General features: G+C 39.6%; 24 protein-coding genes. 13 read left to right on the top strand and 11 right to left on the bottom strand.

Features of this window, described 5'->3' with window-relative positions; genetic code table 11:
* Window positions 1-104 precede the first annotated feature (104 nt).
* The 12 genes from ACOVQQ_RS03170 (at window position 105) to ACOVQQ_RS03115 (ending at window position 12,970) form a co-directional block, all read left to right on the top strand.
* Entirely contained in the window at window positions 105-473 is a 369-nt protein-coding gene (locus ACOVQQ_RS03170; RefSeq protein ID WP_421816904.1) for a hypothetical protein, read from the top strand.
* Between the two features lie 27 nt (window positions 474-500).
* Window positions 501-2,336: a PQQ-binding-like beta-propeller repeat protein gene (locus tag ACOVQQ_RS03165; RefSeq protein ID WP_421816903.1), complete on the top strand. Its 1,836-nt coding sequence runs from the start codon at window positions 501-503 to the stop codon at window positions 2,334-2,336.
* Between the two features lie 70 nt (window positions 2,337-2,406).
* Complete coding sequence (locus ACOVQQ_RS03160; protein ID WP_421816902.1) at window positions 2,407-3,807, top strand: hypothetical protein; 1,401 nt, start codon at window positions 2,407-2,409, stop codon at window positions 3,805-3,807.
* 166 nt (window positions 3,808-3,973) lie between these two features.
* A complete protein-coding gene (locus ACOVQQ_RS03155) occupies window positions 3,974-4,258 on the top strand; it encodes a hypothetical protein (protein WP_421816901.1) in 285 nt (94 codons plus the stop codon).
* 49 nt (window positions 4,259-4,307) lie between these two features.
* A complete protein-coding gene (locus ACOVQQ_RS03150; protein WP_421816900.1) occupies window positions 4,308-6,239 on the top strand; it encodes a tetratricopeptide repeat-containing sensor histidine kinase in 1,932 nt (643 codons plus the stop codon).
* A 2-nt stretch (window positions 6,240-6,241) separates the two neighbouring features.
* Entirely contained in the window at window positions 6,242-6,892 is a 651-nt protein-coding gene (locus ACOVQQ_RS03145; protein ID WP_421816899.1) for a response regulator, read from the top strand.
* An 82-nt stretch (window positions 6,893-6,974) separates the two neighbouring features.
* Complete coding sequence (locus ACOVQQ_RS03140; RefSeq protein ID WP_421816898.1) at window positions 6,975-7,457, top strand: hypothetical protein; 483 nt, start codon at window positions 6,975-6,977, stop codon at window positions 7,455-7,457.
* A 128-nt stretch (window positions 7,458-7,585) separates the two neighbouring features.
* A complete protein-coding gene (locus ACOVQQ_RS03135; RefSeq protein WP_421816897.1) occupies window positions 7,586-9,514 on the top strand; it encodes a tetratricopeptide repeat-containing sensor histidine kinase in 1,929 nt (642 codons plus the stop codon).
* Entirely contained in the window at window positions 9,508-10,158 is a 651-nt protein-coding gene (locus ACOVQQ_RS03130; RefSeq protein ID WP_421816945.1) for a response regulator, read from the top strand. The genes ACOVQQ_RS03135 and ACOVQQ_RS03130 overlap by 7 nt, the downstream gene beginning before the upstream one ends.
* 121 nt (window positions 10,159-10,279) lie before the next feature.
* On the top strand, window positions 10,280-10,729 hold the full coding sequence (locus tag ACOVQQ_RS03125) for a hypothetical protein (protein WP_421816896.1): 450 nt from the start codon (window positions 10,280-10,282) through the stop codon (window positions 10,727-10,729).
* Between the two features lie 359 nt (window positions 10,730-11,088).
* On the top strand, window positions 11,089-11,832 hold the full coding sequence (locus ACOVQQ_RS03120; protein ID WP_421816895.1) for a hypothetical protein: 744 nt from the start codon (window positions 11,089-11,091) through the stop codon (window positions 11,830-11,832).
* Window positions 11,833-11,863: 31 nt separating this feature from the next.
* Window positions 11,864-12,970: an alpha/beta hydrolase gene (locus tag ACOVQQ_RS03115; RefSeq protein ID WP_421816894.1), complete on the top strand. Its 1,107-nt coding sequence runs from the start codon at window positions 11,864-11,866 to the stop codon at window positions 12,968-12,970.
* A gap of 141 nt (window positions 12,971-13,111) precedes the next feature.
* On the opposite strand, the gene ACOVQQ_RS03110 is transcribed toward ACOVQQ_RS03115, so the two are convergent.
* The 7 genes from ACOVQQ_RS03110 to ACOVQQ_RS03080 all read right to left on the bottom strand — a co-directional run bounded on the left by ACOVQQ_RS03110 (window position 13,112) and on the right by ACOVQQ_RS03080 (window position 19,350).
* Entirely contained in the window at window positions 13,112-13,528 is a 417-nt protein-coding gene (locus ACOVQQ_RS03110; RefSeq protein WP_421816893.1) for a hypothetical protein, read from the bottom strand.
* Window positions 13,529-13,535: 7 nt separating this feature from the next.
* Window positions 13,536-13,889, bottom strand: coding sequence for a YciI family protein (locus ACOVQQ_RS03105; protein WP_421816892.1), 354 nt, complete (start codon window positions 13,887-13,889; stop codon window positions 13,536-13,538).
* Window positions 13,890-13,966: 77 nt separating this feature from the next.
* Window positions 13,967-14,536 (bottom strand): Crp/Fnr family transcriptional regulator, encoded by a 570-nt coding sequence (locus ACOVQQ_RS03100; protein WP_421816891.1) that lies wholly within the window; start codon window positions 14,534-14,536, stop codon window positions 13,967-13,969.
* A 29-nt stretch (window positions 14,537-14,565) separates the two neighbouring features.
* Window positions 14,566-16,317, bottom strand: a complete 1,752-nt coding sequence (locus ACOVQQ_RS03095; protein ID WP_421816890.1) for an aromatic amino acid hydroxylase — start codon at window positions 16,315-16,317, stop codon at window positions 14,566-14,568.
* Between the two features lie 165 nt (window positions 16,318-16,482).
* Entirely contained in the window at window positions 16,483-17,016 is a 534-nt protein-coding gene (locus tag ACOVQQ_RS03090; protein WP_421816889.1) for a DUF4136 domain-containing protein, read from the bottom strand.
* Between the two features lie 164 nt (window positions 17,017-17,180).
* Window positions 17,181-19,160, bottom strand: a complete 1,980-nt coding sequence (locus ACOVQQ_RS03085) for a urocanate hydratase (protein WP_421816888.1) — start codon at window positions 19,158-19,160, stop codon at window positions 17,181-17,183.
* Window positions 19,161-19,164: 4 nt separating this feature from the next.
* Entirely contained in the window at window positions 19,165-19,350 is a 186-nt protein-coding gene (locus tag ACOVQQ_RS03080) for a DUF5522 domain-containing protein (protein WP_298148271.1), read from the bottom strand.
* Window positions 19,351-19,411: 61 nt separating this feature from the next.
* Between ACOVQQ_RS03080 and ACOVQQ_RS03075 the strand changes: the two genes are divergently transcribed.
* Entirely contained in the window at window positions 19,412-19,741 is a 330-nt protein-coding gene (locus ACOVQQ_RS03075; RefSeq protein ID WP_421816887.1) for a hypothetical protein, read from the top strand.
* Window positions 19,742-20,012: 271 nt separating this feature from the next.
* On the opposite strand, the gene ACOVQQ_RS03070 is transcribed toward ACOVQQ_RS03075, so the two are convergent.
* Genes ACOVQQ_RS03070 through ACOVQQ_RS03055 form a run of 4 tightly spaced genes read right to left on the bottom strand, consistent with a single transcriptional unit; the run spans window position 20,013 to window position 22,270 of the window.
* The gene (locus tag ACOVQQ_RS03070) at window positions 20,013-20,408 is read right to left on the bottom strand and encodes a hypothetical protein (RefSeq protein ID WP_421816886.1); all 396 of its coding nucleotides are present in this window, start codon (window positions 20,406-20,408) and stop codon (window positions 20,013-20,015) included.
* Window positions 20,392-21,147, bottom strand: a complete 756-nt coding sequence (locus tag ACOVQQ_RS03065) for a methyltransferase domain-containing protein (RefSeq protein WP_094484806.1) — start codon at window positions 21,145-21,147, stop codon at window positions 20,392-20,394. Before ACOVQQ_RS03065 ends, ACOVQQ_RS03070 begins: the two co-directional genes overlap by 17 nt.
* On the bottom strand, window positions 21,138-21,872 hold the full coding sequence (locus ACOVQQ_RS03060; protein WP_421816885.1) for a DUF2071 domain-containing protein: 735 nt from the start codon (window positions 21,870-21,872) through the stop codon (window positions 21,138-21,140). The genes ACOVQQ_RS03065 and ACOVQQ_RS03060 overlap by 10 nt, the downstream gene beginning before the upstream one ends.
* A complete protein-coding gene (locus ACOVQQ_RS03055) occupies window positions 21,872-22,270 on the bottom strand; it encodes a DoxX-like family protein (protein WP_421816884.1) in 399 nt (132 codons plus the stop codon). The genes ACOVQQ_RS03060 and ACOVQQ_RS03055 overlap by 1 nt, the downstream gene beginning before the upstream one ends.
* Window positions 22,271-22,443: the final 173 nt, after the last annotated feature.

Genomic DNA, 22,443 nt, shown 5'->3' with positions numbered 1-22,443 from the left:
TTTTTTTGCCATTTCTGAAAGAGAAAGAACGCAGCAGAATAAGGCAAATTACGTATTGATTCACAAACAATCAAACGGGAACTTTACCAAATAAATCATTCATTATGAAGGCATTATACTTACTGGTTGTGGTATTATTCCTGCAGCAGCCGTGTTCTGCACAGAACCGACAACTGCTTACCACCGAAGAAGAAGTTCAAGAAGCTGTTACTGCTGAAGTAGTTACCTTTTTTGATTCAGAAAAGTTTCAAAAAGCTAAGAAAAAGAAGTTTCCTGATGTTAAAGGTTTTATCGTTTACGATTTATCGATAGTCGGAAACGGCAAAGTATCCACGTGCTTTAAGGTGGATTCTGACATCAAAAATCCACTTTTCATAAACTTCATCTCTTCATACTTAATCGACGAAAAGTTCTTCTTCAAATTAGAAAAGCAACAGCGATATAAAGTCCGCTGCCGCATAACATTCAACTAAATATCTATAAACTAAAAACCAACTATTATGAAAACCAATAAGTCTTGCGCTCTTTTTCTTGCGCTTATTTTTGGGGTTGCAGCCCATGCACAATTCGGAAAACTTCTTAAAAGTAAAGGCGGTGCCGGAAAAAAATCCGGACAATTTGCAACCGTTTGGGAAAGCACATTCGATAACAAAGCAACACGTTTAGCCGTGTCGAGTTCTAACGGAGATATTATTCTTGGAACCGATGATAATTCAGCGTCGGCACTAGACAAAGACGGAAAACCAATCTGGAGCGGCGATTATAAGAAAATGACTACCAACAAAACCAACAAATCAGAATATCAATACGTACAATGGAAAAACGGCGGTGGAGGTTACTTATTCCTTTTCGACGAACGAAAAATGGGTACCGATCGCGTTGCAGTCTTGGATCTCTATTCCGGTAAAGAGCTTTGGAGTTCAGAAGAATACCAGAATCTGCTTCCAAAAGGAACTAAATCTGAAGACGGTGCCGATCAAGGCGAACTCGATACCGTGAAATATTTAGACGAACTCGACGCCTTTTTAATATCGCAAAAAGCCTCAGTAATTTTAGTCAATGCAAGTACAGGTGAAAAGATTTGGGAAACCAATCGTTTTAAAGGTGGAGTAGGTAAATATGTGTACAACAAACAAAAAAACGAGATCATCATGGTAAACTTCAAACCTACGGGTCTAGGAGCTTTACTCGCTGGTTTCAAAAACCAAATGGTGCGAATCAATGCAGCAAATGGCGAGGTTTTATGGGATGCAACCTTTGTTGGAACCATCGAAAAAGAACTTGTAACCCGACGCGCCATCATTGATTTATGGATAAAAGACGATAAAATTTTCATGTATCTCGACGGCATTCGCGTTTACGATTACAATAACGGTCAAAAACTCTGGGAAGTGATCTACGAAAACGACATGGATAAAGGTACTTCCGGCGGAATTCTGGGAAATAAGAGCAGAAAGAAAATATATCGAACCACCGCCGATCCGATTTTTACCGAAGATGCCGTTTACCTCCTTGTTTTTGGCAACCGCGACAGAACGAAGTACATTGAAAAGCACGATCTGAACACAGGAAAGCTTATTTGGGCTTCGGAGAAAATTACGGGAGCGCTTTCTATGCCAAATATTTATAAGGCGGGCGATCGCGTTATTCTTCAAATTGGAGGAAAAGTTCAAGTTCAGGAATTGCGTTTAGAAGAAGTTAGCAGCGGTTTCGGCGGGGGCTTAGGCGGTTTTGGCGGCGGATCGATGAAAAGTTGGGTACCGTATATTTATTGGGAATATAGAAATCAAAAAAATGGATTATTGGCGATCGATGATAAAACAGGGCAAACAGCTTGGCGTTCAGAGCGATTTGATAAACGAATTACCGATTTTATCGTAAACGAAGACAAAACGGTCTTTGTTGGAGATGGCGACGAATTTTACAGCTACGATATTCCTTCCGGAAAACAACTGTTTGATGTAAAGCACAACGATGCGAAGGTCGGGAAAGCTACTGATGTAATTGATTTTGACGATAAAGTAGTCGTACTTTCAGAAAAAGGACTTGCCGCTTACCGAAAAGCCGACGGAACACGTGCTTACGCCTCAGAGAAAATCAAAGGTGTCGATTATTTTTATCTGGTTGGCGATAACTACTTCCTTCGCGATCAGCGCAATAATAAAAACATCATCTACGGAATTGATATGACAAACGGTGAAACGAAAGGCTCGGTACAATCTAAAGGAAAAGGCGGAAGTCCGCAATACGGTGATGGTATTGATATCACTGCCGATGGCGAGTATATTTTTGCCTTCAAAGGAAAAAAAGTGGAGAAAATTAAAGTCAACAATTAGAGTTACTTGAGTTTTGCGATAGAAACCGGTTTATGTATTCTCGTTTGCCGGTTTTTTAATGATTAAGGTTATGAAACTACGAACGTTTTTTGGGATACTACTCGCCATGCAGTTGCAGGCACAACAAGTGCAATGGGCATCTAAAGTAGTTAGTTACAGTTCTGATTTAGGAGGAAAGCAGTTCGGAATTAAGCAAATTTTAGGGAAGCCAAATGCGTTTCCGCAATGCGAAAGTTCTCCTACAGCATGGATGCCTAAGTCGGCTTTAAGCGGCGCACAAGTACTTGAAGTGGCATTTGAGAAAGAACAGACTGTGCAGCAAATTGCCATTTTTGAAAACCTAAATTCGGGTTGTGTCAAAGTAATTTCGGTTGCTGGATCCGACAATAAATACAGAGAAGTTTGGCGCTGGACCACCGATTGGCGTAATCAGCCTTATAAACGTAATCTGAAGACTGATCGCTCTTACTATTTCAACCGCAAACGTCGAAAAGTAGAGCCCGCACCCGCTGTCGACGGTTTTCCAGGAATTCACCGTGTGCTGTTAGCCGAACCGGTTGCTAACGTCAAGAGCGTTCGAATCAAATTCGACTTCTCGATACTTCCCGGGCAAAAACAAATCGATGCCATTGGAATTTCAGACAGCAAGATTCCGATTGAAGCCCAGATAAATAACATTCCGAACGACTTACTGTTGAGCAAGCCGGAACTTTTAGTAAACAACTGCGATTCGTTTACCTGCACCGAAGATGGGAAGCAGTTGTTCTTTACCCGTGATCAAGCGGGAAAAAATGTGGTTTTTAGCAGCTCGTTTGAACAACCCTCCGACGCAACGATAGTAAACGAGTGTAGCCTTAACGCAACTTACAACCATTTGCAAGGAGGCAACGCGAACCTCTTTCTGCACGGCGGTGCAACTTATACCGCGAGTCAGGGGGAAACAGGTTGGAACCTCATGCAGTATAAAAACAGTAGTTTTCAAAATCTTGGGAAGCTTCGTATCGCCGCTTACAGCAACTACGGCGAATCTGCAGACGCGACAATTACGAGTGATGCAAAAATTGTGATTTTAGCAGTGGAAAGCGATCTTACACAAGGCGGCTCCGATTTGTATTTAGCCCGAAGAAAAGACGACGGAACTTATACTTACCTAGAAAATCTGGGTAAACAGCTGAATACAGCTGCCGACGAGCTTGCGCCTTTTTTAAGTGCCGACAACAAGACGCTGCTTTTTGCTTCGAATGGATTTGCTGGATATGGCGGAATGGATATTTTTGTTTCAAAGCGACTCGATGATACTTTTCTAAATTGGAGTGAGCCGCAAAATCTGGGAAATCTTATTAATTCTGATGCCAATGAAGTAGGCGCAGCCATTACAACGAACAATCAGCTGCTGGTAAATAAACATACCGAGGAAGGTTCCGCTCTTTTTCATGTGGCAATCAATACCGGCGATTTTGAGAGTAAGTAAAGCATGTATTTAGGAATCGTACATGAGATACGAAAATCGTCGTATGTATCGCAACAACTAAAATCCAGAACTTAGTCAAACAATTTTAACAAGCTCCAACAACATTAGCATGGTTGCTCTACGCAGCAGCGCTTCATTCGATGGGTAACGAAAATTCGAAGATTTTATGATTTGGTCTATTCTCTTTTTTCTTGTTTGCGGATTAGTTTTGGGTTTTCGTTTTTGGAAACAAAAGCGTTTGGATAGCTGTGAAACCAGTAATAAAGCCTTAAAGTTACTCGAAGATCAAATGCAACATCAGCAACAGCTTAACGAACAATTGCAAACCAAGGTATATCTAGCAAAGCAATTTCAACAATCGTATTTTTCAGCTGCTACTTCGCTGGAGCAAAAGCGATTTGAACTTACAAACGAACTCGTTTCACAAATTATCGACTGCCAAGAAAAGTAACCTAAAAACAAATTTTGTTAAATTAGATGAATCCAACCCGCAGTACAGCATGCAAAAATATTACTTGATTTTATTTCTCTCTGTCCTCGTAGCATGTAAGAATCAACGAGCTGCTTCCCCAAATCTTAGTGCTAAAAACAATAAAGCCATTGCACAATATTACGACCGGATGGTGAAAACCAGCGGAGCGGGTGCCGATTCTAATGCCAAAGCTTTGGATCGTCTTAAGAAGCAATTTAACTCGAAAAGTACCGCAATCGATTCGTTTAAGTACGCAGTAGCCTACGGTATTCACCAATCTACAAAGGGATCATATTCTGAAGCCTTAAAACAATTAGAAGATGCAAAAGAGAATCTGAAACGAATTGAAAACGACACACTCCAAACCGACTGGTTGATGTGGACGGCAATTTGTCATAAAAGTCGCGGCGATTATCCCTTGGCGTTTCGCTATGTTTTTCAAGCCCTAAAAAAGTATGAGAAAATGGGCTTTTCACAAGGAATTGCGCGCGTTTACGGAACTTTAGGTCAAATTTATTTACAGAAAGAAGATTTACTTTCGGCCGAAAAATATCTACTTAAAGCAAAAGCTGTTTTAAAAGATAAAAAGCCGTTGGAACGTTATCTTTTCACTACACATCATCTGGCAAATGCATACGGCATGCAAGGAAAATTCGACAAAGCACTTGCTCTCGATCGCGAAGGACTACAACTCGCAAAAGACATTCCGTACATAAAAGTTACCTTTCTAGACAACAAAGCTAATTGCATGTTGTACACCGGCAAGTTAGACAGTGCTGCGCATTACTTTAGAGAATGTTTAAAAGTGGATTTTCAAGTCGGAAATCAGAAGCAAATAGCCGATTCCTACAGCAATTTGGCCGTTGTAGCTTTGTATAAAAAAGAGCTTTCTCAAGCAAAAAAGTATATTGATAGTAGCATGAGTTTACTGCAATCGAGCAGCAATAAGTTTAATGTCGCGAAGTCTTTGCAAATTCTCATCGATATTCACAAAGCCGAGAGCGATTTTAAAAAGGCTTTGGAAGTGACTGAGATCTACGATAAGTCGTATCGTGAAATGATTAACGAACGTAAAGAAGATGCGCTCGCGGCCTATCATATTCTTTACGAAACCGGAAAAAAAGAAGATGCGCTAGCTAAACAACGCTTGCAGTTAGCCGAAAGTAAGGCGGCTTCAAATCGGAAAACAGCTGTAATTGTCATTTTACTTTTGATAGCTGTTTTAATGGCGATTATCGGCTTTCTTTTCTACAAACAACAGCGCTTGAAAGTACTTCAGAAAGAAAAAGAATTTCAGCTGAAAGAAGCCTTAAGTGTAGTAGAAACGCAAAATAAACTCCAAGAACAACGTTTAGAAATTTCACGTGATTTGCACGACAATATTGGTGCACAACTTACTTTCATCATCTCTTCTGTGGATACAACTCGAAGTAGTTTTGAAATAAAAGACATATCATTAGATACCAAATTGCAAGATATAAGCACCTTTACAAAATCGACGATACTCGAACTTCGCGATACGATTTGGGCGATGAATTCCAATGAAATTACATTTGAAGATCTACGCGTGCGCTTGTTGAATTTTATCGAAAAAGCACAATCGAATGTGAGCGATGTTTCGTTTGGTTTTGAAGTCGACGATGAGTTGAAATCGCTAAAGCTGAGTTCTGTAGTAGGGATGAATGTGTACCGAACTATTCAAGAAGCGGTGAATAATGCGATCAAACACTCCAAAGCTTCGGAAGTAAATGTACTAGTAAGCAGCGATGAAGCGGCGATAAAAGTTATCGTTTCTGATAATGGAATTGGTTTTAATCAAGAGGTACAAAACTTCGGTTCCGGACTTCACAATATGGAAAAACGAATCGAAGAAATTGGCGGAAGTTTTCAAATTATTTCTCAATCGGAAAACGGCACACGCGTACAATTTCGTCTTTATAAGAATCTTTTAAATACATAGCTATGATGAGGTTTGCCATTGTCGACGATAATATTTTTCTTCAAAAAGCAATAATAGAGAAATTAGCTTTATTTCCAGACACAACTTGCAGATTCACTGCGAAGAACGGAGCGGAACTACTCGCCAAATTAGAAAAAGATCGACATGTAGACTTGATTCTTATGGATATTGAGATGCCAGTAATGAACGGAATTCAAGCTACTGAAGCGGTAAAAAATAGGTTTCCGCAGATTAAGATCATTATGTTAACTGTTTTTGATAACGACGAGAACATTTTTAAATCAATTAAAGCTGGCGCCGACGGCTATTTATTGAAAGAAGTGAATCCGGAAGATTTGTATCAAGGTATTTGCGATACCATGCAAGGCGGAGCTACCATGACACCTTCTATTGCTCTTAAAACGCTGAAGTTATTTCGCAATCCGATTGCTTTTGAAGATACCCAAGTAAGCCGTGAGGAAGTGTCGCTTACGCCGCGAGAAATCGAAGTTTTGGAACAGCTCAGCAAAGGTTTGAAGTATCAGGTCATTGCCGAAAACTTGTTTCTTAGCTTAGGAACTATCCGAAAACACGTCGAGAATATCTATACTAAATTGCAAGTTCACAATAAACTCGAAGCCATTCAGAAGGCAAAGGATAACAGGTTGTTGTAAGAAAATAGGGCAGCTGCCTTATTGCTGCAATAGCTTTGATAAAGCAACTTTGTGATAGTACTAATCCATAAAAAAACAGTGTATGAAAACTATCTTCAAATCAATTTTTGTAGTTCTTGCAGCCTTAACAATATCTTGTAGTAGCGATGACAACGGTTCGGGCGGCAATTCGGGATTTTTTCTAACCGCAAAAGTCGACGGGCAAAATTACAGCAGTTTTGTTACTCCAACAGCCGTATCGGTGGCCGGAATGTTAATGATACAAAGCAGTGCTAGTTCGGGTAATTCTATACAGATTCAAATTGCAAACTACGACGGAGTGGGAACGTACACGTCGGGCAATAACGATTTAACCGACGGCTATATTAATTATTTGCTGCTAGGAGATACGCCTACGAGCTTTCAAACATTTACGTCTGTTCGCGGAACTGGAACAGTAGAAATCACCGAAGTTACCGAAACTTCGATTGCGGGAACTTTTTCTGCGACAGCACCAGAAAACACACCCGGATCTACAAATCAGGTATCAATTACTCAAGGTTCGTTTAGAGCTGAATTACAGTAAAAATGCAGTAGTAGCGTTTGTTTGATTTCCCTCGCCGCTATTTTTTGCGTCGGGGGTTTTCTTCTTTAACTCATAGTTCGTTTCTCAAATTTTTAGTATCTTTCATAGATTATCCAACCAAACCAAACATGAACAAGCGCCTATTTTTTAGTCTGCTTTTCTCCTTTGTTGTGCTTTTTAGTCTTGCTCAAAGTCGACAAATAGACAGTATGTTGCGGAATTTAAATGCCGGAACCGCGAAAGAACGTTTTAAAAATTTAGTGCGAATCAGCGATGCCTATACGCAAACCGACTATAATAAAAGCATTCAGTACGCTCGAACAGCAGTGGCTTACGCGCAAAAAGTAAACGACAAGAATTACGAAGGCGAAGCGTACAACGTGCTGGCTAACGGTTTTCAGTTTCATGGCAAACTCGACTCTGCGCTGATTTATCACCAAAAATCGCTTGCAGCCCGCAAGGCTGCAGGAACAAAGAAAGAAATTGCCGACTCGTACAATAATCTTGGAGTTGCCTACGATACGTCGGGTAAATACCGGCAAGCACTGACTTATTATTTCAAAGCGTTACAAATTTTTGAAGACATAGATGCCATCCCACAAGTTGCTATGACTTGTACCAACATTGGAATCGTCTATAAGGAAATGAAAGATTATACCAAAGCACTCAAATATTACAACAAATCGTATTTGCTCTATCAGAAAACTACCGATGATTTTGGGAAAACCGTATCAGCTGGTAATATGGGCTCCATTCTTATAAATTTTAATAGATACAAAGAGTCGCTTTCCTATTCCAAACAAGCTTTTGCAGGCTATCAAAAACTGGGATACGAAACCTACACAGCTTATCCATTATCGAATATCGCTGTGGTTTACGATAGTATGCATGTTTACGAAGAAGCCGAAAAATCGTATCGTAAAAGTGTACAGTTGCATCAAAAGTTTGAAAATACTTTTGAAATAGCTAACATTAGTGTTGCTTTTGCGAACTGTTTGTATAAGCAAGGAAAGTTGAATGAAGCCATAGCCCGAGCTCACTACGCTGAACAGATTGCCACGAAAGCCGAACAATTTTTACTTGTGGTTAAAGCTTACGAAATTCTTGCTAAAGCCTATCGCAAGAGTTCAGATTATAAAAATGCTTCGCTTTACGCAGAAAAATATGCTGCAGGAAGAGATCATTTGTTTGAATACGAAAAAACCAAAGCCAGTTTCGAATTAGAAACCGTGTACGAAACCGCTAAAAAAGAACGCGAACTGCTAGCACAACAAGCCAAAACTGAACGTAGGAATATTACAATAATCGCATTAAGCGCAATCGCATTTCTATCGATTGCAGTAGGATTTTTGTTTTATCGACAACAAAAAATCAAAAACAGACAACAACTTCAAAGCTTTGAACTTCAAACGGCATTGCAGCAAATAGAAACACAAAAAAGACTGCAGGAACAGCGTGAAAGCATTTCCAGAGATTTGCACGACAACATTGGTGCGCAACTCACATTCATTATTTCATCCGTTAATAACATCGGTTTTGCTTTTAAAAACAGCGACGAAAAGATTCTGCGTAAGCTAAAGTCGGTATCCGATTTCACCAAAAGCACGATTGTCGAACTGCGCGATACCATTTGGGCAATGAACGAAAGCCATATTTCTTTCGATCAGCTAAAATTGCGGATTTTGAATTTTGTCGAGAAAGCCCGTGAAATGTCGCAAGTATCTTTTAATTTTTCAATTGATGAAAATTTGAAAGCCCGAACTTTCACCGCTATTCAAGGTATGAATGTGTATCGAATCATTCAAGAAGCCGTAAATAACAGTTTAAAATATGCTGATGCGAAATCCATTGATGTGTCTGTTAGTCAGGATGATACGCACTTGACTATTTGTATTTCTGATGATGGAAAAGGTTTTGATACTGATGAAATCACGCTTGGAAACGGTTTGTTAAATATGGAAAAGCGCGCCGGAGAATTATCGGGCACCTTTGAAATCACCCGAAAAAATCAAGGAACGGAACTCCGTGTCCGCTTTCCCAAAACACAATTATTATGATACGAATAGCCATAGCCGACGACAATGCTTTTTTAGTAAAATCGACCGTTGAAAAACTACAATTTTTCGAGGATTTTACGGTCAAATTTACTGCCAAGGACGGAGCTGAAATTGTCAAGAAAGTGACGGAAAATGCCAATATCGATGTTATTTTGATGGATATTGAAATGCCCGGAACCGATGGAATTGAAGCAGCTCATGCCATAAAGCAGCGATTTCCGCAAATCAAAATCATCATGCTGACCGTTTTTGATAACGACGAAAACATTTTCAACGCTATAAAAGCTGGAGCCGACGGTTATTTGCTGAAGGAAATTGATCCGGAAGAGTTGCATAAAAAAATTCTAGAAACGTATAATGGCGGTGCAGCGATGCATCCGTCTATCGCTTTTAAAACGCTGAAGTTGCTTCGGAATCCGACACTGGCCGAAAATTTCGAAAATCGAGAGGAAATTACCTTAAGCGCTCGCGAAACCGAAGTTCTAGAACAAATCAGCAAAGGTCTGAATTACATCAACATTGCCGAAAATTTGTTTTTATCGCCAAGTACCGTTCGCAAACACATCGAAAATATTTACGGTAAACTCCGCGTGCACAGTAAATTGGAAGCCGTTGAAAAAGCGCGGCGAAATAACTTGATTTAATGGGAACGACCGTTCTTGCAAACTTAGAGCTTTGCATTCGCGTAGACTAAAATACGATTTTCTTCGGATGTTCTCGTAATCAATAGTTTTACACTTTCGTGATGTTAAAAAATCAAACATCATGAAAAAAGTACTTTTATTGTGCATGGCTGTTATCAGCCTTATTTCAACGAGCGCATGCAGCGACGACGACAATTCAAACAACGGAGGCGGAAACAATACAACTGCGGGTTTTACTTGGCGTGAAAACGATCCGAATGGCACCATTAACCAAGCTGCGTCGGCTACTTTTACAAGTCAGTTTAATACGCTTATTGCAAAAAAGGCCGATGGTTCAACTCTATTCGAAATTAATTTATCGGGAAGTTCAGCAGCAGCCTACACCTTAACTAGTTCGGGAGCGAATATGTTTACGTACACGGGCGAAAATCCGTTTTTTGTAGCCGAGTCTGGTACAGTAACGATTACTTCAAACGCCAATAACAAAATAAGCGGTTCGTACGAGGCATTTCGCACAGGAAATGGACTAACGCGTTTGTACGGAACTTTTACCGATGTTCCGGTGAATTAAGTTTTTATCATTTATAGTTTTAAAGCCATCTTTTAAAGATGGCATTTAATTTTGTATTGTTTAGATCAATTATCTTTATTATACAAGTTTAAAATATAGTAAAAATTTTAGCATATGTAACCACAGCAACTCTCCTATAAATTTAGCACATGGTTACAAACCTTTCGACTTTATAGAGGGGTTTTTGGCTATTGTTCCTGTTTCGAGATTTTCTTTTAAGCGAAACTAAAAATACCTATTTATAGGTACTATTTTTAGTTTTGAAGGCTCTAGCTTTGACATGTTCGATTGAGTATCAATTAGGTGAAATTTACGCAGTTTTATTCTCGTGTTTCATTCCAATTAATAAAACCAAATACATGGACAAAGAGACGATTTTTGAAAAACTTCATTTGCGATATGTCACCCCAATTATTGCAATTCTCACAGCTATTTATAGCTTTTGCTTTACTATTTCTGAAAAAAAGTTAAATGAAATTAAGAGTAATATTGACATACTAGCTCAAGAAACGGACACAAAAATTAAGATTCAAGAATTCAATAATCAGTTGAAGTTTAAATTATACGAAGAAGTAAAGTTTGCAATTAACAATAAAAGCTCGAAAAACGACTCTCTGGTAGCATTGATGCTTTATTCTCTTTTGGATTCTACTGAAATTGATTTTCAAAGGAATTTGTTGAGTTTATTGAGTGCAAAGAACTCACCCGTCGTTGAAAAGATTGTGGTTGAGAACGCTAACTTTTTAATTGAACAAGCTAAGCCACTAAGGACTGACAAGTTTACAGTTGATATTTTTTATTTTGAAGATAATTTATCTATTTCATTAGCTAAGTCAGAGAAAATTGAAAGACTTCTAAGGATAAGTTATCCTGAGTTTGTGATAAGAAAAAGATTATTGCCTCAATCGATAAATGTTCAACAAGGATATCGAATAAGTACCAATCAAATTCGTTTCGAAAAAGGAACTAATGAAGATGACTTATCACAGGAGATATCAAAGTTAATTAGAGATTCTAAAATTCCCATCAAGCAGAGCTTTTTATTACATCCTGTTTTCAATAAAACGCAGAATTACATTAGCATTTTTGTTAGAAATGAATAATATAAATCCTTAATAATTTAATAGTTATCCTATGAGTTTATACATGATAAGTAATCGGGAGGTAATTAAAGACTCTTCCGGTATTGAGCAATTTAGTAATGACGGAAGTAAAGTAGCTCTTAACAATTTTAGGATTGCGGAGTGTTTCATTAATGATGAAAAATCGGCCATTAATTACACGATTTTAGAAGACAGTTCTGATCCTGATTATCAAAATGTTGAAAAAGTTCTTAATGGGACTTTAAATCAAAAAGAATTGTGTGGGACCGAAAAAATGTTCTATGATTTATATCAATCGATGAAGAATGACTATAAGCCGAAGTCAGATGTGTTATTTTTTATTCATGGTTACCAAACAACTCATGAAGAAGAAAAAGCCCATATGCTTAAACTTAAAGAACTATATTTAGATGGTAACGATTTTATAGAACATCTAATTTATGTTAGTTGGCCGACATCAAATTCAAAAGTACTCACTTACTGGAGTGATAAAGATGACTCCTTCATAACAGGGCAGAACCTAGCGAGAATTTATGTAAAACTCAACAAGTTTTTCTATACAATGTTTCGAAAATATAGTGAAGAAAACTGTAAGCAAAGAATACATATAATGGCTCATTCGATGGGAAATCAAGTCCTAAAGCAAATGATGTTAAATCTAGAAGAAAAATATATCGTACCATTAGTTGACGAAGTGATTATTTTGCATGCCGACGTTTCAGCCGACTCTTTCAACATTAATCAGCCTCTACGAAAGTTGCAAAAGTTAGGGCAAAGAACGCATATCTACATTCATAAAGGCGACGATGCACTAACTATTTCTACTGCTACCAAGAACTTCACAAAACGTCTTGGAAAAGCGGGTCCCGAAGATATCGCCAACTTACCTCAGTCAACTTTTGTAATTGATGTAACCGACATCGATTATGATCTAACCACAAACATGTCTTTTATGCAGAGAAAATTACATAAATTGATAGACCATTGGGGTTATTTGACAAGTTCCAAAGAAATAAATGATATTAACAAAATTCTAGGCGGCACAGATGAAAGAAGAATCGAAAATAGAGTTCGCCATGATATCTTCGACAATTATTTTTACCTAAATACCGATAAAATAGTTAACTACTTGAAGTAAATAATTATGGGAATATGCACTTAGGCAAAGAGTTTATAACCAAAATACTAGATCTATAAAAAATTCTATCTGTTAGAGAAATAAATAAAGAGCGGATGATTAGTCCGCTCTTTGTTTTTTTAACGAATTGCGATTTTTAACTTATCCAACAATGCGGTTGTCTTTTGCAACAAATTTCGCGAATCCCATTAATGCGCCTGTTACAAGGATATTTCTGAAAAAGTTTACCATTTCGAGCTCCTTCTCACGAGCGAGGTCGGCTGTCATGCGCTCAATTTCAAGTTCCTGACCCAGCGCTCGCGGCAAGTGAACTAAAAAAGCCATTAAGATAACGTACAGCGCCATTAAGGTATAGGCTAATTTATCGTATTTTCCGAGTACTGCACTTCCGATAAAAAGCAGAATGCATAGTAGTGTAAAGTAGTTCCAAAATAGCGGAAAGGGCAAATAGTCAGGTACAAAAGCGGCTCCCACTTCAGGTTTTCCTAAGTGTAATCCTGCATAAAGTAAGAACGAAATCGGGAAGAGGTATCTTCCGATGTTTAGTATTTTATCCATTACAAAACTAATTTATTGGAAATGGAATTAGTGGACGGATTTCCACAGAACTCTCAGGATATTTAAGGATCGGACAGGTTTGGCTCCAATCTACAACTTCTTGCAAATCGTCGGATTTACAAATCAGATAGCCGGATACTAGAACGCTGTTACTTTCTTTGTGAGGGCCATCAATCACTTTTTCAGAATTTATTATACGTGCTTGATACTCCATGGGAGCTGTGTGAACTAATTTTCCTTGAGCGGCAATGGCACTAATCCACGATTGCCATTTAGGCATGTCTTCGTCCATATCTTGCGAGGTTGCCAAATAACCATTTTCGTTGCTGGCGTTGCGAAACAATAATAAATACTCTGTCATAACGTTCAATTTTACAATTAATTAGGATGTAAAATTCTCGTTTGTATTTTCGTTGAACGATGACAAAAGTCGATGTTTTATAGTTTGGCTTTTAAACGACTGAAAACATCTTTATTGATACCCAAGTAGGAGGCTAGCAATTTACTCGAAAGACGAGTCATTAGTGTTGGTCGGTACGTCATGAGCCACTGAATGCGTTCCAAAGCAGTGAGCGAAACAAACGTATTGATTCGGTAAACAGAATTGGCGTACGAAGCTTCCAAAATTTGTTTGTACACTTTGTCAAATTGCGGAACGGTCTCCATCATTTTTTGAAAGGACTGGCGGTTGATCGCAAAGAGTTCACAGGCTTCAACAGTTCGGATGTTTTCGGTTGCTGGGTTTCCACTTCCAAAACTTAACAGTTCCGAGCACCAATGATCTTCAATCACGATATCTCGCGTTGTTTCGTTAAAATGGCTATCGTAAATGTAAACTTGTAAACACCCCTTCGCAACAAAGTAAACATAGTTACAAATTTTGCCTTGCTCCAACAGAAGTACATTTCTCTTTACGGAAAGATGCTCAAATTCGGCAATTACTTTCTCTAAATTAGGAACATCGGCGCCTAGTCGGTTTGTGATGTGATTGCGAAGAACTGATTGCATCAAGCGTATTTGTGGATGGTTGTCTCTATCTAGATGGCTTGAGGCTGCGCCAACTCAATACCATTACGTATCAAATGCGCAATCTCTTTCCGCATTTCCATGCGAGTGTCAAGTAATTTTAAAGCGGCGTTTTGTAGTGCTTCATTCTCAGCAACATGTGCTAATTCAAGTATTTCAACAGCTAAAAGCCAATCTTCTGGAAAACGGCTTTCAAGGGTTTGTAAAATTTCCGACAAATTAGCTTTTTCCGTACCGTTTCGATGTTTGCGAACTGCTGCATACAGCGCTTCTAAGGCTGAGCGTTCTTCGGATTTCTTAGCTTTTATGGTTGTCGAAGAAGGTACGTGCGTAATCAAATCGAAGCTACGCACATCGGCTGGTCCCGAAAATGCCGAAACAATTTTCTTACCCACCGCCATATCGTAAACGCCCCATTCCGGACGGAACAATACGTTATCTCCGTGTTTTACCGTACAATCGCGGAAGCTAATGATGATGATCTCACCTTGTAAGTTCCTACTTCCCGTAATGATTTCGCCTTCAACCGTTAAATCGCCTTCAAAAACCAATTCTACGCGCTCGCCTTCGTAAATATCGTAAGCTCTTAAATCACGCGGCGACATATCTTCGATAGCTAAATTGATGCCTTTTAGTTTTCCAATCGGACTACCAAAGCCGTCTTTGTGGGTTTCAGTTCCGTGACCAACCAATTCTTTTTCGCGGTATGCCAAAGCTGTTTTTCCTGTTGTTTGTATGTAAATAGGTTTGCCTTCATGTGCAATAACGTTTGTGAAAACACCGGAAACTTGCAAGCCCGTCGATAACTCGATTGTACCTAATGCCTGACTGTTTACCAATTTTTTGATACCTGCTAAGCCGCCCGTACGCAACGACATGCTGTTGGCGAATTCTTCCAAGACCAAACTCAAATGTGCAAAATCAGGTGTAACAAAAAGCTGAGGTTGCGGTTTGGTAATATCGAAACTTTGTTGTGCCGCGGCGATCGAGTAGGGGAGCTTTTGCACGGCATTGGTCATGCACCAACTACTTTCGCCTATAGAAGAAAGTAAGCCCGCGCCGTAAATCTTCGGATCGTCTAAGCTACCAATTAATCCATATTCCACTGTCCACCAATGTAAATTGCGTATTTGCGCCATTTCCGAAAGTTCACCCATATTGTTTTGGAGTTCGTCGACACGCTTTTCTGCGGCAGCGATGTCTTCCGGCAAAGCATCTTCAGCTTCTTTTAATATCGATAGCAAGCGTATTGCCTCGTACATTTCGTAATCTTTGTGCGATGAAATGGCTTTGCAACCAATTTCGCCAAACCGGCGCAAATACTCGGCATATTCCGGGTTTGCAATGATCGGTGCATGGCCGGCGCCTTCATGAATAATATCGGGTGCTGGAGTATATTCGATGTGTTCAAGTTGTCGAATATCTGAAGCAATAACCAAAACGTTGTACGCTTGAAATTCCATAAAAGCATTTGGCGGAATAAAACCGTCGACAGCTACTGCCGCCCATCCGATTTCCTTTAAAATCCGGTTCATGCCATACATATTCGGAATTTCATCGATGCTTAAGCCTGTTTTCGCTAATCCATCCACATACGAATGATGGGCAACTTTCGAAAGGTAATCTACGTTTTTGCGCATCACATAACGCCAAACTGCTTGGTTTATAGGCGTGTAATCGTCGTAATTCTGTGGTTTGATGAATTGTTTGAGATGTTGCGGTAAGCGGTCAATCAACGGATTGCTAACAAAATGCTCAGACATAAGATATTTTTCAGCTAAAGTACAAAAAGTAGAACGACGCATCGCAGCGAAAACGTTGTAAATGCGTCGTTCGATACGTTAATCTGTCATTAAATCCTACTTTTAAAAGTTAAATCGGCTTTTTGTTTGAAACGATTAACAGAAATTAATACTCTGAAAATCAGTTTATTTTTTCGCTTGTGGTGGATATTGTGACAAAATTTCCGTCACAAACTCGCGGATTTTCGCTTCTTTTCGTTTTGGGTGCAAATCCAACAGTCCGTCGCCTTGTCCTTGCCAAACGAGTTCTTGTTTGCGAGCGTCAACCACATCAATGTAGAGCGTGCCGTAGGTGTCGGTAGTTACAGAATAATTATTCCAACCCCAAGGACCTCCCCAGCCCCAGCCCCAGCCCCAGCCCCAGCCGGCGTTCCAGTTGTTGACGTTTACTTCTTTGCGCTCTTTCGTGAATATGTTCACCAAAACATCCGGATTTTCCGACTTCGAAAAACCTTTGCTTTGCAGCGATTCTTCTATGGCATCGGTAATGCGTCGTTTGTCTAAGTCTGAAATCGCAACTTTGGCAATCTCAGTACTCATGAAATTGTAAGTTTTGTAGGCAGCGAAATCAACTTTTCTGTCGAAATCTGCCGAAACGTGCACACTACGGCATCCCACCGTAAGCATCAGCACCATCAGTAAAAAAACAGCCTTTTTCATTTTCTTCTCTTTTCTTTAATACTCGTATAAACGGCAACTACATTAAGCACGATGGAAGTAAACAACAAACTGTATTTTAAGTACAAATTGTCGATTAGCCAACCTAAAGCTAGAAGTACGTTCGCGAACAGAAAAATTTTTAAGCTTCCAACTTTTTCCACGGTTTACTTCAGCAACTGCTCATCTACTTGATTTGGGATGGTAACTTTCAATAAGGGTTGCGCTTCCATGGCACGCTTAATGGCAAAAACGGCATTTTCATTTCGCGCCCAGTTTCGTCGAGCAATTCCGTTGTTTACGTCCCAAAACAGCATCGATTCCAATCGTTTAGCTGCTTCTTCAGTACCATCAAGAACCATACCGAAGCCGCCGTTTATGACCTCGCCCCAGCCAACACCGCCACCGTTGTGAATCGATACCCAAGTGGCACCTCTAAAACTGTCGCCAATTACGTTGTGAATCGCCATATCAGCAGTAAATCGAGAGCCGTCGTATATATTTGAGGTTTCGCGGTATGGCGAATCGGTACCGGAAACGTCGTGATGATCCCGACCCAAAATTACAGTTCCCAATTTTCCTTCGGCAATCGCTCGGTTAAAGGCTGCCGCTATTTCAACTCGCCCTTCCGAATCGGCGTATAAAATTCGTGCTTTCGAACCCACAACCAAGTTGTTTGCCTTGGCACTTTCAATCCATTTAATGTTATCCATCATTTGTTGCGCGATTTCCGCAGGAGCTTTCGCGGCCAAGCGCTGTAAAACTTCTAGTGCAATTTGGTCGGTTAAATCCAAATCTTCCATTTTTCCGCTGGCGCAAACCCAACGAAACGGACCGAATCCAAAATCAAAGCACATAGGTCCCATGATATCTTGCACATAACTCGGATATTTAAAATCGATGCCGTTTTCTGCCATAATATCGGCGCCGCTTCTGCTTGCTTCCAATAAAAAAGCATTTCCGTAATCAAAAAAGTAAGTACCGTGCGCTGTGTGTTTATTTATGGCAGCAGCGTGTCGCTTCAAACTCTTTCGTACCTGTTCTTTAAACGTTTCCGGATCATTAGCCATCAAATCGTTGGCTTCTTCAAAACGCAAACCTACCGGATAATAGCCACCTGCCCACGGATTGTGCAACGATGTTTGATCAGAACCAATATCAATCATAATACCTTCCGTATCAAAACGTTCCCAAACTTCAACCACATTTCCTAAATAAGCAAGCGAGACTGCTTCTTTGGCCGCTTTTGCTTCTTTAACACGGGTAACAAGGGCGTCGAGATCGCTGTAAATTTCGTCAACCCACTTTTGTTCGTGTCTGATTTGCGTAATTTTCGGATTCACTTCCGCGCAAACCGTAACGCAACCCGCAATGTTACCAGCTTTAGGTTGTGCGCCGCTCATGCCGCCTAAGCCCGAGGTAACAAACAAGCCGCCGCTCGGATTCTTGCCAATTTTTCGAAAGGCGTTTAAAACGGTAATCGTGGTTCCGTGTACAATACCCTGCGGACCGATATACATATACGATCCGGCGGTCATTTGTCCGTATTGCGTAACTCCTAATGCGTTGAATCGTTCCCAATCGTCGGGTTTAGAGTAGTTTGGTATCATCATGCCGTTGGTCACAACCACACGAGGTGCGTTTTTATGCGACGGAAATAAACCCAGCGGATGTCCGCTGTACATCACTAAAGTTTGTTCATCGGTCATGGTTGCCAAATACTGCATGGTAAGGCGGTATTGCGCCCAATTGCTAAACACGCCGCCGTTTCCGCCATACGTAATTAGCTCGTGCGGATGTTGCGCCACAGCATGATCCAAATTGTTTTGAATCATTAACATAATGGCTTTGGCTTGCTCGGATTGTCCGGGATACTCGGAAATAGGTCGGGCGTAAATGGCGTAATCGGGTCGGTAACGATACATGTAAATACGTCCGTAGGTTTCGAGTTCCGCTTTAAATTCGGGAAGTAAAGCAGCGTGCAGCTCCGGTTTGAAATAGCGCAATGCGTTTTGTAAGGCTAATTTAGTTTCGGCCTCGCTAAGAATAGCTTTTCGTTTTGGCGCGTGATTTACTGTCGGATCGTACGCTTTTAATTCGGGTAAATAATCGGGAATGCCCGCTAGAATTTCTTCTTTAAAAGTCATGCTTTTATTTCTTTTTTCTGATGGTGTTTGTTTTTTTGTCGAATCCGTACGGGCAGTGGCGACAGCCGCTCTTGCAGCAATAACCGCGCTTTAAGTGCCACTTTTCGGTAAAACAACGATAGCCTTCGGGAGTCAGATAGTAATCTTCTCCTTCTTTGGGCTTTTCTTCTTGGAATTTATTTGGTTGCATAACGACTTAACAAAATTACGCGTTTAATCTCATCTTTGTAAACCGATTTAACATTTAGCAAATGATTGTTGTAGCTCCATTTTTGTTTTCGAAACGTTTTCGCGCGCTGGCGGTGTATCCGTTTATTTTTGTGGCAACGGCTGCCGATGCGCGCGATGCGGTTTTGGTGCAGCACGAGCGCATCCATTTCAACCAACAAAAAGAACTACTCTTCGTATTTTTCTATTTGTTTTACGCCCTCGATTTCCTGCGAAATATGTTCGTTTATCGCGGAAATGCCCAGAAAGCCTATCGATACATTTGTTTTGAACAAGAAGCCTACACTTTCGAACACGACGCTAATTACCTCAGTGCGCGCAAGCTATTTGCCTGGTGGAAATTTTTGGGTTAGCTGTTAGCTGTTAACATCTAACGCTTTTTTCCCTTTTTCTATTTTTTCTATTTTCCGTGCACATCCTGCCGCCGAATTTAGTGGAAGTTGGTGCAGCGGCAGGTCGGGCTGTTCACTGCAATACGCGCGTTTTGGCGCTGTTTCAGCCTACGTTTTTGCTTGGGCTTCCGCTGGTCGCCAGCCAAATTCGGGCTTCAATCGCGCCAAAAAGCTTATATTTTAGTTGCCATCCCTTGTGCGGCAGTAGTTATCTAAAGAGTTTGCTTTTCTTTTAACCTAATGCAACCACTAGAAATATGATACTTGAGTAGGCCCAAAGTACTGAAAATACAACATGCACTGCGGTTTCAAAGGTTTTTCCTTTCCATAATGCCGACGAATAGACGAAAAATTGTATGAAGAGGCGACATGTCCAAAACACACCTAAGCCTAAGCAAATGACATGACCCAATTTGGTATTTATTAATTCTTTACTAGCAACAACACAGAGTAATCCTATCAAAAACACAACCAAAGCTATGAAGAAGGTGTGTACAATCATCATCTGTCTATTTATTAAACTGAGTGGTTTCAAATCTTCTTTCCAATTGAAGTACTTTGGGAAAATGATATGTACCCATGCTAAAGCGATAAATAAAAGCCCGATAATTTTAAGATGTACTTCCATTTTTGATTAGTTTGAAGGTTGTAATAAAGGGTGTTGTTTTTATTTCCTTTTCTATTTTTAGGTCAGCCTTTATAAATGTTTTTTTCCAAGTTGATTTGGAGTGAAAGTGAAAAAATCCGACGGTATACGCTAAAAAGTTAAAGCGGTCTCTTAGGTGTTCAGTTACAACAATACAACCGTTGGGTTTTGTAATTCTGTGTAATTCCTGGAAAAAGCACTCACGTTCTTCGTGATTCCTAATCTCATGAGCTGAGAAGATAGCGTATACAATATCGAAAGTATGTGTATTAAAAGGCAGCTTTTCAGTGCTAACTTTCAACGTGTTTTCTATTGGAGGATAAGCTATTCGAGCTCTTCTTAAAGATATTTCAGTATGTTTTATCGGATTGTAAAAATCGCAAATTGTTAAGTTAATATGTTGATACTTTTGTTTAAGAAGTGTGCTGGTTTCGTCAAATCCGGCATTAATGTTAAGGGCTGTTTTAAAGTTGGCAGGAGGTAACCAGTCAAAATTATAGAGTTTTGAAAAATCGTAAATGTAACACGATACAGCTAGTGAAATTACCACTGTCGATACTGTGATATATGATATAATAGTAACTAAATCTCGAAACGGTTCGGGTATCTCCTTGCTACATATTGCTAGTATTGTTAGGCAGATTCCAGCAATTAGATAGAAATGCCAGTTAAATCGAATGATATTTAGAACTCCTTGAAAAGGTTTTCGTCTTAATTCCATATTTCGAGCTTTCCTTTTTTCCAATAGTATGGAACATTTTTTATCTCAAATGCACTTGCTAGAACAGCATTTTCGAGTTGTAAATTGTCAATGAAATCAAATGAGCTTCGCTTAATTTTTATTGGTTCTGGCTTCCAATTTTGTCGAACGCCTTCAATGATTAAAACCGTTCGATTTTCTTTATTAACAGTAAACGTGTAGGGTAGTGGTCCTGCAAATCTTCTTGCGGTTTTCCAGTCGTTAAATGGCGATTCAGCGGGTATGCAAACAGGTTCATCGTTCGACTCAATCTGTAATTCGAAATTTGATTTTTTTGAATGTATCGTTTTTAAGCTCTCGTGTGTAGTAATAGAAATATCCGTTGTGCTGTAATTATAATGTGTAAAAATATTTCCGAAAAGTTCCATCTTCTTTTTATTGGTTTCTGACTTTAGAATATATAAGCCTCTTAAACGCTTTCCTGTATTTGCTTTGTATCTAACAAAAATTCGAAAACCTATTAAAAAGAAATCATTTCCCATAAATGTTGGGAATCCCTTTGGGCGCAGGTTTTTTGTTTGAACCATTGCGACTGCAAGAAATGCCCACTTGTCCTGGAACGTGTCGAGCGTGAGGCAAGAGGGAATATATTTTTCTAACTGTGCTTTTGGAACAGCAAAAGTTAGGACAATGGAGCTTTCAAAGAAAGCTTCCACGGCAAATGGGTGATTTTTAAGCGACTTCATTATGGAGTTGTTAGTTTGAGCTTCTTATGCCAAATAAATTCGGTATAATAAACAAGGACAATAAAAACAGCAGCAAATAATGCGTTAAGTCTCCCCCAGAGCAGTAATTCTGGAACAAATAAAAACTCCAAGATATTCATTATCGCCACACTAATAATTTGCGCTACGGCGTTGAGTTTGCTTCTGTAACTACTGATGATCCAAATAAACATGATTATCTCTAGAACGCCAATAAAAGTCGTAAGTGCGCTCGCAGTTACGTAGTCTAATTGCAGAATTTCTTGAACAATTTGGGAGTGTCGTGGTACCAGCTGAAGTACTTTACAAAAAAGTCCGTTTATAAGCCAAACGCTTGCGATAATAATAGTTGTTAATCGATATGTGTAGGGAACGCTCACGCTTATTAATTTTCGTGTATGTGGCGGTGGTACCTAACTTCAGAAGATGAGTTACTATCGCTGCTTTAAAGGTACAAAATCAACTTTTGAAATAAGAATCTTAAGACAGTTAATACACTGAGTTTATGAAAAATTTTCCTCGAGCACTTCCGCCGCGGCCGCGAGTGCAACGA

It is taken from the genome of Flavobacterium sp., assembly GCF_049240005.1.
Taxonomy (GTDB): Bacteria; Bacteroidota; Bacteroidia; order Flavobacteriales; family Flavobacteriaceae; genus Flavobacterium.
The sequence above is the reverse complement of the archived record's forward strand: the minus strand, read 5'-3'. Positions and strand labels throughout refer to the sequence as shown.

What these genes read in the sequence shown, in the direction of transcription:
- ACOVQQ_RS03170 (WP_421816904.1), top strand. Translation starts at nt 105, where the DNA reads ATGAAGGCATTATACTTACTGGTTGTGGTATTATTCCTGCAGCAGCCG.
- ACOVQQ_RS03165 (WP_421816903.1), top strand. Translation starts at nt 501, where the DNA reads ATGAAAACCAATAAGTCTTGCGCTCTTTTTCTTGCGCTTATTTTTGGG.
- ACOVQQ_RS03160 (WP_421816902.1), top strand. Translation starts at nt 2,407, where the DNA reads ATGAAACTACGAACGTTTTTTGGGATACTACTCGCCATGCAGTTGCAG.
- ACOVQQ_RS03155 (WP_421816901.1), top strand. Translation starts at nt 3,974, where the DNA reads ATGATTTGGTCTATTCTCTTTTTTCTTGTTTGCGGATTAGTTTTGGGT.
- ACOVQQ_RS03150 (WP_421816900.1), top strand. Translation starts at nt 4,308, where the DNA reads ATGCAAAAATATTACTTGATTTTATTTCTCTCTGTCCTCGTAGCATGT.
- ACOVQQ_RS03145 (WP_421816899.1), top strand. Translation starts at nt 6,242, where the DNA reads ATGATGAGGTTTGCCATTGTCGACGATAATATTTTTCTTCAAAAAGCA.
- ACOVQQ_RS03140 (WP_421816898.1), top strand. Translation starts at nt 6,975, where the DNA reads ATGAAAACTATCTTCAAATCAATTTTTGTAGTTCTTGCAGCCTTAACA.
- ACOVQQ_RS03135 (WP_421816897.1), top strand. Translation starts at nt 7,586, where the DNA reads ATGAACAAGCGCCTATTTTTTAGTCTGCTTTTCTCCTTTGTTGTGCTT.
- ACOVQQ_RS03125 (WP_421816896.1), top strand. Translation starts at nt 10,280, where the DNA reads ATGAAAAAAGTACTTTTATTGTGCATGGCTGTTATCAGCCTTATTTCA.
- ACOVQQ_RS03120 (WP_421816895.1), top strand. Translation starts at nt 11,089, where the DNA reads ATGGACAAAGAGACGATTTTTGAAAAACTTCATTTGCGATATGTCACC.
- ACOVQQ_RS03115 (WP_421816894.1), top strand. Translation starts at nt 11,864, where the DNA reads ATGAGTTTATACATGATAAGTAATCGGGAGGTAATTAAAGACTCTTCC.
- ACOVQQ_RS03110 (WP_421816893.1), bottom strand. Translation starts at nt 13,528, where the DNA reads ATGGATAAAATACTAAACATCGGAAGATACCTCTTCCCGATTTCGTTC.
- ACOVQQ_RS03105 (WP_421816892.1), bottom strand. Translation starts at nt 13,889, where the DNA reads ATGACAGAGTATTTATTATTGTTTCGCAACGCCAGCAACGAAAATGGT.
- ACOVQQ_RS03100 (WP_421816891.1), bottom strand. Translation starts at nt 14,536, where the DNA reads ATGCAATCAGTTCTTCGCAATCACATCACAAACCGACTAGGCGCCGAT.
- ACOVQQ_RS03095 (WP_421816890.1), bottom strand. Translation starts at nt 16,317, where the DNA reads ATGTCTGAGCATTTTGTTAGCAATCCGTTGATTGACCGCTTACCGCAA.
- ACOVQQ_RS03090 (WP_421816889.1), bottom strand. Translation starts at nt 17,016, where the DNA reads ATGAAAAAGGCTGTTTTTTTACTGATGGTGCTGATGCTTACGGTGGGA.
- ACOVQQ_RS03085 (WP_421816888.1), bottom strand. Translation starts at nt 19,160, where the DNA reads ATGACTTTTAAAGAAGAAATTCTAGCGGGCATTCCCGATTATTTACCC.
- ACOVQQ_RS03080 (WP_298148271.1), bottom strand. Translation starts at nt 19,350, where the DNA reads ATGCAACCAAATAAATTCCAAGAAGAAAAGCCCAAAGAAGGAGAAGAT.
- ACOVQQ_RS03075 (WP_421816887.1), top strand. Translation starts at nt 19,412, where the DNA reads ATGATTGTTGTAGCTCCATTTTTGTTTTCGAAACGTTTTCGCGCGCTG.
- ACOVQQ_RS03070 (WP_421816886.1), bottom strand. Translation starts at nt 20,408, where the DNA reads ATGGAAGTACATCTTAAAATTATCGGGCTTTTATTTATCGCTTTAGCA.
- ACOVQQ_RS03065 (WP_094484806.1), bottom strand. Translation starts at nt 21,147, where the DNA reads ATGGAATTAAGACGAAAACCTTTTCAAGGAGTTCTAAATATCATTCGA.
- ACOVQQ_RS03060 (WP_421816885.1), bottom strand. Translation starts at nt 21,872, where the DNA reads ATGAAGTCGCTTAAAAATCACCCATTTGCCGTGGAAGCTTTCTTTGAA.